The following is a 15,705-nucleotide window of genomic DNA, read 5'->3' on the forward strand; positions in this document are numbered from 1 at the left end:
AGTGCCTGCCACGAGCCTCCGGGTTCCGGCCTCACTCCGCGTGATGGCCTCAGCAAGCGGTTTAGAGCCTCTCACAAAACTCCCGCTGCGCTGTCGCGGCCAGAGGGAAATATCCGGTGCTCGGGAGTTTTGTGAGGAGCTCTTAGGCCCGTGGCGTTTGTCTTGCTCGTCTCGGAAATCCCCCTCGCTTTATGCGTTGAGGTCAACGACGATACATCTCACGTCGTCGTCGTCCCGGTTGCACATTGCGGCGAGACGGATCGCTTGGTGCAAGTCGAGTGCAGGCTGACCTACACGCAGAATCCGTCATCCCGCCCAAGCGTGGTCTGGTTTCACGAATTTTCCTTCACGATACTGGTCGTCAGTCTATCCGGCGATGGGCCGACCTTCGAGCTTCGAGACGCAGGATCGGGCTTACGCTCAGCCCTATCGACCCGATCCCTCTCGATCTCTGATCATGCCGATCGTCTGCGCCGGGTTGAGAGCGCTCGTTGGTCGTGTCCGGCCGCCGGTCATCTATCGCGTCACGAAGTCTCGCAACCCTCCCGAAAAAGCGCTGCGCAAGCATATCTTGTTGACGCGTGTGCTTGAGGATGAAGGGTACGCCGTGATCGAGTCGGGAACGGACCCATGGGGCAGGCGTTTCTGGGTCCTGAAGCGATAGTTGACATGACTGCCTCCGTGTGGAGGATGCAGCCGTTCAGGAGAGTGCCATGACCATCGCCCTGCGGCAGTCACGCAGCGACGATGCCTACGTCAGCAACCGCGTTTTCGACGGCATCCGGTCGCGCGATGCGGGAACTTCGGCGCGGGATCGTGATCGTGCGCTCAAGCAGCTGGATCGGCTGCGTGTCGGGCGCGAGAAGCGCGACTGATCGCTGCGGTCGTCTCTGCTCCGCTCTTCGTGAGACGTTTGAAGGCCCCGCCCAGGCGGGGTTTTTTGTTGTTTTCGCAGAGATTGTCATAGGTCCTGGGTGAGGCGACGGGTCTGCGTCGATTTCGGTCGCACTAAGAGAGAGTTTTCGGCGTTCGATGACGGCGATCTGGTTCATCCTGGCGGCCATGACCGCGGCGGCCGTCCTCGGCCTGCTCTGGCCCTTGTCGCGGCGCGCCATCGTGCCGGCGGGCGAGACGGGCGGCGCCGCGATCGCCACCGAGACCGCCTTCTACGAGGACCAGATCGCCGAGATCGCGCGCGATCTGGACCGTGGCCTGATCGCCCCGGAGGAGGCTGAATCGGCCAAGGCCGAGGCGGCGCGCCGCCTGCTCCGGGCGAGCCGCGAGGTGACGCGCGAGACCGAGGAGGCCGGAACCGTCGAGGCCGCGCGCCCGGCCGAGCCGCGGCTGCGCCGGCGCCGGGCGGCTTCGGCCTTCGCGGTCTCCACCATCCCCCTCGTGGCGCTGATCGCCTACGGCCTCTACGGCTCGCCGGAACTGCCGGCCCAGACCGAGGCCGACCGGCAGGCCGCCCGCGGCGGCGCCGACGAGTTGATGAAGGCGGTCGGCCAGATCGAGGCGCGGCTCGCCCGCGACCCGAACGATGCCCGCGGCTGGGCGGTGCTCGCCCCGGTCTACATGCGCACCGGCCGGTTCGACGAAGCGGCCCGCGCCTACGGCAACATCGCCCGGCTCAAGGGCGAGACCGCCGACCTCCTCGCCGATCAGGGCGAGGCCCTCACGGCGGCCGCGGACGGCACGGTGACGCCCGAGGCCAAGGCCCTGTTCGAGAAGGCGCAGGCCAAGGATCCGAACGCGCCCAAGCCGCGCTTCTACCTCGCCCGGGCGGCCGAGCAGGCCGGCGAAACCGGCGAGGCGATCCGCCAGCTCACGACCCTCGAAGCCGCGAGCCCGCCCGACGCCCCCTGGCTCGGCGTGGTGCGCCAGACCCTCGCCCGCCTCAAGGGCGAGCCGGAACCCCCGGCCACACCGTCGGCCGCCCCAAAAATCCCCGCCGCGCAGCAGGCGGCGATCCGCGGCATGGTCGACGGGCTCGATGCCCGGCTCAAGGCCGGCGGCGGCACACCCGACGAGTGGCTGCGGCTCGTCCGGTCCCGCGCCGTGCTGGGCGAGCACGATCAGGCGGCTGCCGCCTTGGCGCGCGCCCGCACCGCGCTCGCCGGCGATCCACAGGGGCTGGCCCAGGTGGAGCAGGGCGCCCGCGCCATCGGCCTCGATCCGGAGGGCGGCCCGGGGCGCTCCGCCGAGACCGCCCCCTCCGGGCCGGCGGCCCGGGCCGAGACTGAGGCCGCGATGGCGGCGGTGCGCGCCATGCCGCAGGCGGAGCGCGACGCCGCCATCCGCGGCATGGTCGATGGGCTCGACCGGCGGCTGGCGGCCCGCGGGGGCACCCCGGACGAGTGGATGCGGCTCGTGCGCTCCTACAGCGCGCTGGGCGAGCGCGATCAGGCGATCAAGGCTCTGGATCGCGCCCGGATGGCGCTCGCCGCCAACGGGGAGGCGGTGGCGCGGCTCGACGGGCTCGCCCGGGAACTCGACCTGCCCGGCAAGGCCGCGCCCTGACCGCACGAAGCCGCGAGGCCGGCAATGTGGGACCACTCGTACGACAATCGGTCCCGGCGCCCGCCCTTGACCCAGGCGCGTCCGGAGCCGACACCCTCATGAGCTAGAATGAGAACGGTTCGGGCCTGGGCGGGACGCCGCCCGCCGGATCGCGGGGTGGACGTATCGTGACGCGTAAGAGCCGCCGCCTGATCCTGATCGCCGCCTGCGGCAGCGTGCTGGCGCTGGCCGTGGGGCTGATCCTGTACGCCATGAGCGGCTCGATCGTGTTCTTCCGCTCGCCCTCCGACATCGCCCTGCAGGGCATCGCGCCGGGCACGCGCCTGCGGCTCGGCGGTCTGGTGAAGGACGGCTCGCTCAAGCGCGGCCCGGATCAGGCGGTGGACTTCGCCGTCACCGACACGAACGCCACCGTCGGGGTCCACTACAAGGGCCTGCTGCCGGACCTGTTCCGGGAAGGGCAGGGGGTGGTCGCCGAGGGCGTGCTGGAGCCGGGCGGGCTGTTCCGCGCCGACACGGTGCTGGCCAAGCACGACGAATCCTACATGCCCCGCGAGGTCGCCGACGCGCTGAAGGCGCAGGGGCGCTGGCAGGAGGGTGGCCCGAACAAGGCCGCGCCGGCGCCGAAGCCCGTGACGGCGGCGGCCGACTCGACCCTCGGCCCGCGCAGCGAGCGCTAAGGGGAGCCGCATGATCGTCGAGACCGGCCACTTCGCCCTCGCGCTCGCGCTGGCGATCTCCCTCGTCCAGATGGTGATGCCGATCTGGGCCGCCCGCTCGGGCGACCCGGCGCTCCGGCAGATCGCCTCGCAGGCGGCGCTCGGCGCCTTCGCCTGCGTGCTGTTCGCCTTCGCGGCGCTGACCTGGGCGCATGTGACGTCCGACTTCTCGGTCCAGAACGTCGTCGAGAACTCGCACACGCAGAAGCCGCTGGTCTACAAGATCTCCGGCGTCTGGGGGAACCACGAGGGCTCGATGCTCCTCTGGGTCCTGATCCTCACCCTGTTCGGCGCCTGCGTGGCGGCGGCGAAGACCTCCGTGCCGCCGCGCCTGCGGGCCAACACGCTCGGCGTGCAGGGGCTGATCACCTTCGTGTTCGTGCTGTTCATCATCACGACCTCGAACCCGTTCAGCCGGGTCATCCCGGCGCCGCTCGAAGGCAACGACCTCAACCCGCTGCTGCAGGATCCCGGCCTCGCGATCCACCCGCCGCTCCTCTATGTCGGCTATGTCGGCTTCTCGATCAGCTTCGCCTTCGCGGTGGCCGCGCTGATCGACGGGCGGATCGACGCCGTCTGGGCGCGGGCGGTGCGGCCCTGGACGCTGACCGCGTGGTGCTTCCTGACGCTCGGGATCGCGATGGGCTCCTACTGGGCCTATTACGAACTCGGCTGGGGCGGCTGGTGGTTCTGGGACCCGGTCGAGAACGCCTCCCTGATGCCCTGGATCGCCGGCACGGCGCTGCTGCACTCCACCGTGGTGATGGAGAAGCGCGACGCCCTGAAGGTCTGGACGGTGCTGCTGGCCATCCTGACCTTCTCGCTCTCGCTGATCGGGACGTTCCTCGTCCGCTCGGGCGTGATCACCTCGGTGCATTCCTTCGCCACCGACCCGACCCGCGGCGTCTTCATCCTGGCGATCCTCGTGCTGTTCATCGGCGGCTCGCTGACGCTGTTCGCGTGGCGGGCGCCGCTGCTGCGGCAGGGCGGGCTGTTCGCGCCGATCTCCCGGGAGGGGTCGCTCGTCCTCAACAATCTGTTCCTGGTCGCGGGCTGCGCCACCGTGCTGGTCGGCACCCTCTACCCGCTGCTCCTGGAGATGCTGACGGGCGAGAAGATCACGGTCGGGCCGCCCTTCTTCAACGCCACCTTCGTGCCGCTGGCGATCCCGCTCCTGCTGATCGTCCCCGCCGGGCAGGCGCTGGCCTGGAAGCGCGGCGACGTGCTCGCCGCGGCGCAGCGCCTGTTCGCCGCGCTGGCCCTGGCCCTGGTGGTCGGCTTCGCGGTGCTCGCCCTGACCTGGGGCGGTCCGGTCATGGCGCCGGTGGGGATCGGCCTCGGGGTCTACCTGCTGATCGGCTCGGCGCTGGAGATCGTCTCCCGCGCCCGCGGCTACGGGGCGAGCCGGACCCGCTCGCTGGGCCAGACCGGTCGCCGTGCCATCGGCCTGCCGCGCTCGGCCTGGGGCACGGCGCTGGCCCATGCCGGCGTCGGGGTGGTGGTGTTGGGCATCGCCGCGCAGGGTTGGGCCGCCGAGGGGCTGGCGACGCTGAAGCCCGGCCAGAGCCTGACGACGGGGCCCTATACGGCGACGCTGGAGCGGGTCGCGCCGCGCAAGGGTCCGAATTACGAGGAGGCGGCCGCCTATCTGACGATCCGGACCCGGGCCGGCGACGAGGTCGGGCAGGTCGAGACCGGCAAGCGCTTCTACCCGAGCCGCAAGATGGCGGTGACCGAATCCGGCCTGCTGACCGTCGGCGTGAGCCAGGTCTATGCGAGCCTCGGCGAGATCGGCCAGGACGGCAGCGTCGGACTTCGGCTCTACTACAAGCCGCTGGTTCTGCTGATCTGGCTCGGCGCCGTGGTGATGGCTCTGGGCGGCGGGCTCTCGCTCACGGATCGCCGGATGCGCGTGGGCGCTCCCGCCAAGGCGAAGGCCCGCCCGCTGCCCAACGCGGTGCCGGCCGAGTGATGGGCGCGGTCGCGGATATGAAGCCCGCTGCGGTTCTCCCTCCCCCCTCTGCGGGGGAGGGTACCCTGCGCAGCAGGGGGGGGGAGGGGAGCAACGGTGCAGAAGAAGGCTCCGGCCTTCATGAAGGCTGCGCCTCTTCCGGAAGCCGGGCTCCCCTCTCCCGACCCCTGCTGACGCAGGGGCCACCCTCCCCCGTAGAGGGGGGAGGGAGGGCGCGCGCCCGACTCGGCGCCGCGCTCATCGCCGCTCTCGTCCTCATCGCCCCCGCCCACGCCGTCCAGCCCGACGAGGTGCTGAAGGACCCCGCCCTGGAGCACCGCGCCCGGCAGATCTCCGCCGAACTGCGCTGCCTCGTCTGCCAGAACCAGTCGATCGACGATTCCGATGCGCCGCTCGCCAAGGACCTGCGCCTGATCGTCCGCGAGCGGCTGGAGAAGGGCGACAGCGACACGGCCGTGCGCGACTACGTGGTCGCGCGCTACGGCGAGTTCGTGCTGCTGCGCCCGGTCTTCGCCCTGCACACGTTGCTGCTGTGGCTGACGCCGGTGCTCGCGGTCCTGCTCGGCGGATTCGGACTCTGGCGCCTCGCCCGCCGGCGGCGGCCGGCACCGACGCGCGGCCTGTCGGCCGCCGAGGAAGCAGAGGTCGCCGCGCTCCTGCGACGGGAGTAGAATCGCTCACAGCGGTGATTCGCGAGCCCCCTCGGCACGAGTCTTGGATCAGGCCTCGCAGACCGCATGTTCGGCGACGTGCCTGGGGGCAGGACGATGACGGCCGCTACGCTCACCATTTCGAGCCGCAACTACTCCTCGTGGTCGCTGCGGGGCTGGCTGATCTGCCGGATGGCGGGTCTCGACTTCCAGACCGAGGTTCTGTCCGGGACTGACGCCAGCAGCCGGGCGGAACTGCTGCACCTGTCGCCGTCTTTCCTGGTGCCTCGCCTGCGGCACGGCGATGTCGTGGTCTGGGACACGCTGGCCATCGCCGAGTACCTCGGCGAGATCGTTCCGACGGCCGGCCTGTTGCCCGGTCCCGTGGCGGAGCGCGCCCATTGCCGGTCGATCTCCGGCGAGATGCATTCGGGCTTCGTCAATCTGCGCTCGGCCCTGCCGATGAACCTGCGCGCCTTCCATCCCGGCTTCCGGCTGTTCAACGGCGCGAAGGCCGATATCGAGCGCATCGTCACGATCTTCGACGATTGCCTGGACCGCTACGACGGGCCCTTCCTGTTCGGCGCCAAGCCCTGCCTGGCGGACGCGATGTACGCGCCGGTCTGCACGCGCTTCCGCACCTACGACGTGGCGCTGCCGCCCCGGGCCGCGGCCTATCGGGACACGATCCTGCACTGGCCGCTGATGGTCGAATGGGCGGAGGCTGCCGCCGACGAGCCGGACGAGATCGAAGAACTCGAAATGGAGTTCTGAGACGGCGCTGCGCCGAAGGCCCGGACTCAGGGCCTTTCCGGAAACCGTCGCGACTTCCGTATCGGAGCGTGGTTCAGGATCCTCCGATCGGAGGTTGCATGGTCGTGCCCGCGACGGGCTGGCCGGCCGGTGGGGCCACGCATCGCAAGCCCGGCACAGCTTGAGCGACGCGACACCATGCAATTTCGTGCAGAGCACAAATTCATGTTGCGTCGCGAGAAAGATTCTTTTTCCGAGGTATCGATTCGAAAAATCGGTCGGTGACAGGAGTTTAACGCACTGCGCGTTCTGATGCCCGCGGCGCGTGACAGTTCGACAGACGTCCTTTGTCACGCAACCGGACTGCACGATTGAAGCCAATCGGCATTTCTGTTCCTCTTCGCATTAGAAAAGGACCAGACTGGGCAGGAAACCATGGCGCGTCACGAGCCCTGGAGCGCGGAGCGCGCATCCGGGATCATCGCCGAACACACCCATCTCGAAGGGGCCACGCTGCCGATCCTGCACGCCTTGCAGGAAACCTTCGGCTACGTGGATTCCGGCGCGGTGCCGCTGATCGCGGATGCGCTGAACCTGTCCCGCGCCGAGGTGCATGGCTGCGTCACATTCTACCACGACTTCCGCGCCCGCCCCGCCGGCCGTCACGAGGTGAAGCTGTGCCGGGCCGAAGCCTGCCAGGCCATGGGCTCGGACAAGCTCCACCGCGAAATCCTCGGCCGCCTCGGCTGCGGCTGGCACGAGACCACCGCCGACGGCAACGCCACGGTGGAGCCGGTCTACTGCCTGGGGCTCTGCGCCAACGGCCCCGCCGCGCTGGTGGATGGTGAACCGGTCGCGCACCTGACTGCCGACGCCCTCGAAGCTGCCCTGACGGAGGTGCGCCAGTGAGCGTCACCCTCTACGTTCCCCGCGATGCGGTCGCGCTCGGTCTCGGCGCCAACAAGGTCGCCCGCGCGCTGTTCGCGGGCGCCGAGCGCCGCGGCCTCGACGTCACCATCGTGCGCACCGGCTCCCGCGGCCTCGCGTGGCTGGAGCCGATGGTCGAGGTCGGCACCCAGGAGGGGCGGATCGCCTACGGGCCGGTCAAGCTCGAGGATGTCGAGGCCCTTCTGGATGCCGGCCTGACCACGGGCGGCGACCATGCCCTGCGCCTCGGCGACCCGGAAAAGATCCCGTTCCTGGCCCGGCAGCAGCGCCTGACCTTCCAGCGCTGCGGCGTGATCGACCCGGTCTCCGTCGAGGATTACCGGGCCCATGGCGGCTATCGCGGCCTGGAGGCGGCCCTGAAGCTCGATGCCGAGGGCATCGTGGCGGCGGTGCGCGATTCCGGCCTGCGCGGCCGGGGCGGTGCCGGCTTCCCGGCCGGCATCAAGTGGAACACCGTGATGCTCGCCGAGGCGGACCAGAAGTATGTGGTCTGCAACGCCGACGAGGGCGATTCCGGCACCTTCGCCGACCGGATGATGATGGAGGGCGACCCCTTCAACCTCATCGAGGGCATGACCATCGCGGGCGTCGCGACCGGCGCCACGCGCGGCTACATCTACCTGCGCTCCGAGTACCCGCAGGCCTTCGCCACCCTCAAGGAGGCGATCGCCAACGGCGTGAAGGCCGGCGTGCTGGGCGAGAACATCCTGGGCTCGGGCAAGACCTTCCACCTGGAAGTGCGCCTCGGCGCCGGCGCCTATATCTGCGGCGAGGAGACCTCGCTGCTGGAGAGCCTGGAGGGCAAGCGCGGGATCGTGCGCGCCAAGCCGCCGATCCCGGCGCTCAAGGGCTTCCTCGGCAAGCCGACGCTGGTCAACAACGTCATGACCTTCACGGCCGTGCCGTGGATCCTGGAGAACGGCGCCAAGGCCTACGCCGATTACGGCATGGGCCGCTCGCTCGGCACCCTGCCGATCCAGCTCGCCGGCAACATCAAGCATGGCGGCCTGATCGAGGTGGCGTTCGGCATCACCATCCGGCAGGTGATCGAGGATTTCGGCGGCGGCACCCGTTCGGGCCGACCGGTCCGGGCCGTGCAGGTCGGCGGGCCGCTCGGGGCCTACTTCCCCGACCATCTCCTCGACACGCCCCTGGACTACGAGGCGATGGCGGCCAGGAAGGGCCTCGTCGGCCATGGCGGCATCGTGGTGTTCGACGACACCGTCGACATGGCGAACCAGGCCCGCTTCGCCTTCGAGTTCTGCGCCGCCGAATCGTGCGGCAAGTGCACCCCCTGCCGCATCGGCGCGACCCGCGGGGTCGAGACCATGGACAAGGTGATCGCCGGCATCCGGCCGGACGCGAACCTGAAGCTGGTCGAGGATCTCTGCGAGGTCATGACCGACGGGTCGCTCTGCGCCATGGGCGGGCTCACCCCGATGCCCGTCATGAGCGCGGTCACCCATTTCCCCGAAGATTTTCGCCGCGCGGGCTCGCTGCCTGCGGCGGCCGAGTGAGGTAGCGCCATGGCCCTCATCAAAGAAATCGACTACGGCACGCCGATCCGCGTCAACGAGCAGACGGTGACGCTGACGATCGACGGCATGGCGGTGACGGTGCCGGCCGGCACCTCGGTGATGGCGGCGGCGATGCATGCCGGCACGCAGATCCCGAAGCTCTGCGCCACCGACAGCCTGGAGCCGTTCGGCTCCTGCCGCCTCTGCCTCGTGGAGATCGAGGGACGCCGCGGCACCCCGGCCTCCTGCACGACGCCGGCCGAGAACGGCATGGTGGTGCATACGCAGTCGGACAAGCTCCACAAGCTCCGCAAGGGCGTGATGGAGCTCTACATTTCCGACCACCCGCTGACCTGCCTGACCTGCGCGGCCAACGGCGATTGCGAGCTGCAGGACATGGCCGGCGTCGTCGGCCTGCGCGACGTGCGCTACGGCTATGACGGCGACAACCACGTCGCGCCGACGGCCGAAAAGTACCTGCCGAAGGACGAGTCGAATCCGTATTTCACCTACGACCCGTCGAAGTGCATCGTCTGCAACCGCTGCGTCCGCGCCTGCGAGGAGGTGCAGGGCACCTTCGCGCTGACCATCGCGGGCCGCGGCTTCGACAGCCGCGTGGCCGCCGGCCCGACCAATTTTTTTGAATCCGAGTGTGTCTCGTGCGGCGCCTGCGTTCAGGCGTGTCCCACGGCCACGTTGCAGGAAAAATCGATCCACGAATTCGGCCAGCCCGAGCACGCCGCGGTGACGACCTGCGCGTATTGCGGCGTCGGCTGCTCGTTCAAGGCCGAGATGCAGGGCGAGCGCGTCGTCCGCATGGTCCCCTACAAGGGCGGCAAGGCCAATGAGGGCCATAGCTGCGTGAAGGGCCGCTTCGCCTACGGCTACGCCACCCACAAGGACCGCATCACCAAGCCGATGATCCGCGAGAAGATCACGGATCCGTGGCGCGAGGTCTCTTGGGAGGAGGCGATCGACCGGGCGGCCTCCGAGTTCAAGCGCATCCAGGCGAAATACGGGAAAGATTCGGTCGGCGGCATCACCTCGTCGCGCTGCACCAACGAGGAGGCCTACCTCGTCCAGAAGCTCGTGCGCGCCGCCTTCGGCAACAACAACGTCGATACCTGCGCCCGCGTCTGCCACTCGCCGACCGGCTACGGCCTGATGTCGACGCTCGGCACCTCGGCCGGCACCCAGGACTTCAAGTCGGTCGAGCATTCGGACGTGATCCTGGTGATCGGCGCCAACCCGACCGACGGCCACCCGGTCTTCGGCTCGCGGATGAAGAAGCGCCTCCGGCAAGGGGCGAAGCTCATCGTCGCGGACCCGAGAAAGATCGACCTCGTGAAGTCGCCCCACATCAAGGCCGACTATCACCTGCCGCTGAAGCCCGGCTCCAACGTCGCCTTCATCAACGCGCTGGCGCACGTGATCGTCACCGAGGGGCTGATCGACGAAGCCTATATCCGCGAGCGCTGCGATCTGGCCGAGTTCGAGTCCTGGGCGCGGTTCATCGCCGAGGAGCGCCATTCCCCGGAGAACCAGCAGCAATTCACCGGCCTCGACCCCGAGCAGGTTCGCGGGGCGGCCCGGCTCTACGCCAAGGGCGGCGCGGCCGGCATCTATTACGGGCTCGGCGTCACCGAGCACAGCCAGGGCTCGACCATGGTGATGGGCATGGCCAACATCGCCATGGCCACCGGCAACATCGGCAAGCTCGGCGCCGGCGTGAACCCGCTGCGCGGCCAGAACAACGTGCAGGGCTCCTGCGACATGGGCTCGTTCCCGCACGAGCTGACCGGCTACCGCCACGTGTCGGACGACGCGACCCGCGAGAGCTTCGAGGCCCTGTGGGGCGCCAAGCTCGACAACGCGCCGGGCCTGCGCATCACCAACATGCTGGACGAGGCCGTCGAGGGCACGTTCAAGGGCATGTACATCCAGGGTGAGGACATCGCGCAATCCGACCCGGACACGCACCACGTGACCTCGGGCCTGAAGGCGATGGAGTGCATCGTCGTCCAGGATCTGTTCCTGAACGAGACCGCGAAATACGCCCACGTCTTCCTGCCGGGCGCCTCGTTCCTGGAGAAGGACGGGACCTTCACCAACGCCGAGCGCCGCATCTCCCGCGTGCGCAAGGTGATGGCCCCGATGGGCGGCTACGGCGATTGGGAGGGCACGGTGCTGCTCTCCAACGCGCTCGGCTACCCGATGAACTACAGCCACCCGTCCGAGATCATGGACGAGATCGCCCGGCTCACCCCGAGCTTCACCGGCGTGTCCTACGCCAAGCTCGACGAACTCGGCTCGGTGCAGTGGCCCTGCAACGAGAAGGCGCCGCTCGGCACGCCGATGATGCACGTGGACCGGTTCGTCCGCGGCAAGGGCCGGTTCATGATCACCGAGTTCGTGGCCACCGAGGAGCGGACGGGGGCGAAGTTCCCGCTGATCCTCACCACGGGCCGGATCCTCTCCCAGTACAATGTCGGCGCGCAGACGCGGCGCACCCACAATTCGCGCTGGCACGAGGAGGACGTGCTGGAGATCCACCCCTTCGACGCGGAGCTGCGCGGCATCGTCGACGGCGACTTGGTCTCGTTGGAGAGCCGCTCCGGTGATATCGCGCTGAAGGCCAGGATCTCCGAGCGGATGCAGCCGGGCGTCGTTTACACGACCTTCCACCACGCCAAGACCGGCGCCAACGTCATCACCACCGACTACTCGGACTGGGCGACCAACTGCCCCGAATACAAGGTGACGGCGGTGCAGGTCCGGCGGACCAACCGGCCCTCCGACTGGCAGGCGAAGTTCTACGAGGAGGATTTCTCGTTGACGCGCATCGCCCAGACTCTCGACGCGGCGGAGTGAGGCGATGAGCGCGCTGACGCAGGAGGACAAGCTCCTCCGCATGGCCAACCAGATCGCGTCCTTCTTCCGGTCCTATCCGGAGGAGGAGGCGGTCGCCGGGGTGCACAAGCACATCGTGGCGTTCTGGACGCCCAAGATGGTCTCGAAACTGGAAGCCGCCCTGCCCGAGATGGGCGACCGGGCCGATATCCTCGTGCAGCGGGCGATGCGCGGTGCCGAACCCCAGGCCGAGAGCCCGGTCCGCCCCGCGACCCGCGACCCGCAAAAACTCGGCGAAGGTGCCAGCGACGCGGGCTGAAGCGTCGGGGCAACAAGACGCGCGCGCGACTGTCTTCGCTCATGTCCCGGGGCGCGAATGTCCCTGGTGCGCACGGTACAGGACAGTCGTGCGCTGACGTGCCGGACGGGCGCAACCTGCCCCCTCTCCTGAGCCGGAGAGGGGATCCGCGCCTCACTCGGCGAAGACGGCATCCCTGTCGTGTACCGTGCCCGGGTCGGAATCATGCCGGAAACCCGCATGGATCGAGGCCGGAGACATCCGACGGTCTTCGCGCAGAGCCTGGACGTCGCCTCCGGAAATCCACCCCGTACGCTGTAATTCGCCTGCAAATTGCGCAGATCGGGATTAAATCTGTCCACGCGGGATGCATCCCGCTAGCACCCTGTACACAGATCGCGCATCCTTCCGCATCGAGCGGTCCATCGACGTGACCGCCGCTGAGGAGATCGTCATGGGTGCTGGAGTAGCGGGCGCGGTCGCGCCCGGGGATACGCCAAGTCTGTTGTCCCGCGAGCGGATCGTCGCCAAGCCGGGCTTCAACCGATGGCTGGTTCCGCCCGCGGCGCTGGCGATCCATCTCTGCATCGGCATGGCCTACGGTCTGTCGGTGTTCTGGCTGCCGCTGACCCGGGCGCTCTCGGTCGGCCAGCCCGCGCCGGCGGCCTGTCCCGACATGGGCGTGATGACGGCCCTGTTCACCACCACCTGCGACTGGCGCGTCAGCGACCTCATCACGGTCTTCTCGATCGGCATCGTGATGCTCGGCCTGTCGGCGGCCCTGTTCGGCGGCTGGCTGGAGCGGGCGGGCCCGCGCAAGGCCGGCATCGCGGCGGCCCTGTGCTGGGGCGGCGGCTTCCTGATCGGCGCGCTCGGCGTCTACATCCACCAGCTCTGGCTGGTCTGGCTCGGCATGGGGCTGATCGGCGGCATCGGGCTCGGCCTCGGCTACATCTCGCCGGTCTCGACCCTGATCAAGTGGTTCCCCGACCGCCGGGGCATGGCGACCGGCATGGCCATCATGGGCTTCGGCGGCGGCGCCATGATCGGCTCGCCGCTGGCCGACACGCTGATCAAGACCTTCCGGAGCCCGGATTCCGTCGGCGTCTGGCAGACGCTGGCGGTGATGGGCCTCGGCTACATCGTGTTCATGCTGGGCGGCGCCTTCGGCTACCGCGTCCCCCCCGCGGGCTGGCGCCCGGACGGCTGGACGGCGCCGGCGGCCAGGAGCGCCATGATCGCCTCGGGACACGTCCATCTGCGGGATGCCCACAAGACCGTCCAGTTCTGGATGATCTGGCTCGTCCTCTTCCTCAACGTGTCGGCCGGCATCGGCGTGCTGGCGCTCGCCTCGCCGATGCTGCAGGAAATCTTCGGCGGCGCGCTGATCGGCCAGCCGGGCACGACCTTCTCCGCCCTCGACGGGGGCCAGAAGGCGCAGGTGGCGGCGATCGCGGCGGGCTTCGTCGGCCTGCTCTCCCTGTTCAACATCCTGGGCCGGTTCTTCTGGGCGTCGATGTCGGACCGCATCGGCCGCAAGGTCACCTACGCGATCTTCTTCGCGCTGGGCGGAGTGCTCTACGCGGCGGCGCCCTGGGCGGCCGGCATCGGCTCGCAGGCGCTGTTCGTCGCCATCTTCTGCGTGATCCTGTCCATGTATGGCGGCGGCTTCGCGACGGTGCCGGCCTACCTCGCCGACGTGTTCGGCACGCAGTTCGTGGGCGCCATTCACGGGCGCCTGCTCACGGCCTGGTCGATGGCGGGCATCGTCGGACCGTTCGTCATCACCAAGATCCGCGAGGCGCAGGTCGCCGCGGGCGTGCAGGGCGCGGACCTCTACGGCCGGACCATGTACGTGCTGGCGAGCTTCCTGGCGGTCGGGTTCCTCTGCAACCTGCTCGTCCGGCCCCTGGCCCAAAGCTGGTTCATGTCCGACACGGAGCGTGCCGCCCTCGACGTCAAGGCCGGCGCAACGGCGTCCGGACCGTCGGGCTCCTTCGGCATCGGCCATGGCGGCTTCAGCCCCGGTGCGGCCGTGGCCTGGGCGGTGGTCGGCATCCCGATCGTCTGGGGTATCGGCATCACCCTGTCGAAGGCCTTCATCCTGTTCCGGTGAGCGACCGCGTCGCCCGGTTGTCGGTGCTGCCGGGGGTCGCTAGGCTCCCGGCGACTCGCGGTGCCGGGATCCCTGCGTGGTGATCGACAAGCTGGACTTCCTGCTCGCGCTCGCCCGCGAGCAGCATTTCGGACACGCCGCCGAGGCCTGCGGGGTGACCCAGCAGACGCTCTCGGCCGGCGTGAAGCAGCTGGAGAACCGCTTCGGCGTGCAGCTCGTGCTGCGCGGCTCGCGCTTCCAGGGCTTCACCCCCGAGGGGGAGCGGGTGCTGGAATGGGCGCGGCGGATCGTGGCCGACGCCCGCGCCATGCACGAGGAGGTCACGGGCCTGCGCCGCGGTCTGACCGGGCACCTGCGCATCGCGGCGATCCCCACCGCCCTGCCGATGATCGTGCAGCTGACCACGCCCTATCGGGAGCGGCATCCGGACGTGCGGCTGACGGTCGAGTCGGCGACCTCGACCGACATCTTCTCGCTGATCGAGAATCTGGAGGCGGATGCCGGCCTGACCTACCTCGACAACGAGCCCCTCGGGCGGGTGATCTCCGTGCCGCTCTACCGGGAGCGCTACCGCCTCGTGACGGCGATCGGCGGCCCGTTCGACCAGCGGGAGAGCGTCACCTGGGCCGAGACCGGCAGCCTGCCGCTCTGTCTGCTCACCCCCAACATGCAGAACCGGCGGATCATCGATCACCAGATCCGGGAATCGGGCGCCGAGCCGGCCGCCACCCTCGAATCGAACTCGATGATCGTGCTCTTGACCCATGTGCGCACCCTGCGCTGGGCCTCGGTCATGCCGGAGATCCTGGTCGATGCCCTGGGGCCCATGGAGGGCGTTCGGGCCATCCCGATCACCGCACCGGATCTGGTGCATACGATCGGCCTCGTCGCCCCGCGGCGCGAGCCGTCGACTCCGATGGTCACCGCCCTCGTGGCCATCGCCCGCTCGCTGGCGCGGACGCTCGATCCGGGTTCGTCGGAAGCGTCATCCGCCTGATCGCGGGTTGCGCCCTGCGCGCATATGGCGGGACGCACGAAAAAGCCGCCCCGTCTCCGGAGCGGCTTTGCGACGACCGGGCTGCGGCGCGTCGGCTTATTTGATCTTGGTTTCCTTGAACTCGACGTGCTTGCGCGCGACCGGGTCGTACTTGCGCATCGACAGCTTCTCGGTCTGCGTCCGGGAATTCTTCTTGGTGACGTAGAAGTAGCCCGTGTCGGCGGTGGACATGAGCTTGATCTTGACGGTGACGGCCTTGGCCATGGCGCGGCGCTCCTGCAGGGGTGCGGCATTCCGCGTGAGCGAAACGCAAATGGCCGGGAAGACCCGGCCGAATACGGGCGGGTGAATGCCCGATCGGGCCG

13 protein-coding genes are annotated in these 15,705 nt (G+C 69.2%); 12 read left to right on the plus strand and 1 reads right to left on the minus strand.

The window, feature by feature from the left end; all coding sequences use genetic code 11:
* The first annotated feature begins 713 nt into the window (after positions 1-713).
* The 12 genes from FVE89_RS02090 to FVE89_RS02145 all read left to right on the plus strand — a co-directional run bounded on the left by FVE89_RS02090 (position 714) and on the right by FVE89_RS02145 (position 15,340).
* Complete coding sequence (locus tag FVE89_RS02090; RefSeq protein WP_160532462.1) at positions 714-875, plus strand: hypothetical protein; 162 nt, start codon at positions 714-716, stop codon at positions 873-875.
* Positions 876-1,032: 157 nt separating this feature from the next.
* On the plus strand, positions 1,033-2,520 hold the full coding sequence (gene ccmI, locus FVE89_RS02095; protein WP_160532463.1) for a c-type cytochrome biogenesis protein CcmI: 1,488 nt from the start codon (positions 1,033-1,035) through the stop codon (positions 2,518-2,520).
* Between the two features lie 167 nt (positions 2,521-2,687).
* Positions 2,688-3,200, plus strand: a complete 513-nt coding sequence (ccmE, locus tag FVE89_RS02100) for a cytochrome c maturation protein CcmE (protein WP_160532464.1) — start codon at positions 2,688-2,690, stop codon at positions 3,198-3,200.
* 10 nt (positions 3,201-3,210) lie between these two features.
* Positions 3,211-5,211: a heme lyase CcmF/NrfE family subunit gene (locus FVE89_RS02105; protein WP_160532465.1), complete on the plus strand. Its 2,001-nt coding sequence runs from the start codon at positions 3,211-3,213 to the stop codon at positions 5,209-5,211.
* A gap of 239 nt (positions 5,212-5,450) precedes the next feature.
* Entirely contained in the window at positions 5,451-5,882 is a 432-nt protein-coding gene (locus FVE89_RS30875) for a cytochrome c-type biogenesis protein (RefSeq protein ID WP_160532678.1), read from the plus strand.
* Between the two features lie 96 nt (positions 5,883-5,978).
* Complete coding sequence (locus FVE89_RS02115) at positions 5,979-6,635, plus strand: glutathione S-transferase family protein (protein ID WP_160532466.1); 657 nt, start codon at positions 5,979-5,981, stop codon at positions 6,633-6,635.
* Between the two features lie 414 nt (positions 6,636-7,049).
* Positions 7,050-7,523, plus strand: a complete 474-nt coding sequence (locus FVE89_RS02120; protein ID WP_160532467.1) for a formate dehydrogenase subunit gamma — start codon at positions 7,050-7,052, stop codon at positions 7,521-7,523.
* Positions 7,520-9,079 (plus strand): formate dehydrogenase beta subunit, encoded by a 1,560-nt coding sequence (locus FVE89_RS02125; RefSeq protein WP_160532468.1) that lies wholly within the window; start codon positions 7,520-7,522, stop codon positions 9,077-9,079. The genes FVE89_RS02120 and FVE89_RS02125 overlap by 4 nt, the downstream gene beginning before the upstream one ends.
* Positions 9,080-9,088: 9 nt before the next feature.
* Positions 9,089-11,950 (plus strand): formate dehydrogenase subunit alpha, encoded by a 2,862-nt coding sequence (gene fdhF / locus FVE89_RS02130; protein ID WP_160532469.1) that lies wholly within the window; start codon positions 9,089-9,091, stop codon positions 11,948-11,950.
* Between the two features lie 4 nt (positions 11,951-11,954).
* The gene (locus FVE89_RS02135; protein WP_160532470.1) at positions 11,955-12,248 is read left to right on the plus strand and encodes a formate dehydrogenase subunit delta; all 294 of its coding nucleotides are present in this window, start codon (positions 11,955-11,957) and stop codon (positions 12,246-12,248) included.
* A gap of 433 nt (positions 12,249-12,681) precedes the next feature.
* Entirely contained in the window at positions 12,682-14,343 is a 1,662-nt protein-coding gene (locus FVE89_RS02140; RefSeq protein ID WP_160532471.1) for an OFA family MFS transporter, read from the plus strand.
* Positions 14,344-14,422: 79 nt separating this feature from the next.
* On the plus strand, positions 14,423-15,340 hold the full coding sequence (locus FVE89_RS02145) for a LysR family transcriptional regulator (protein WP_160532472.1): 918 nt from the start codon (positions 14,423-14,425) through the stop codon (positions 15,338-15,340).
* Positions 15,341-15,436: 96 nt separating this feature from the next.
* Here FVE89_RS02145 and rpmG read toward each other — a convergent pair whose 3' ends face one another.
* On the minus strand, positions 15,437-15,604 hold the full coding sequence (rpmG, locus tag FVE89_RS02150) for a 50S ribosomal protein L33 (RefSeq protein WP_160532473.1): 168 nt from the start codon (positions 15,602-15,604) through the stop codon (positions 15,437-15,439).
* Positions 15,605-15,705 lie beyond the last annotated feature (101 nt).

It is taken from the genome of Methylobacterium sp. 2A, from assembly GCF_009806555.1.
Classification (GTDB): Bacteria; Pseudomonadota; Alphaproteobacteria; order Rhizobiales; family Beijerinckiaceae; genus Methylobacterium.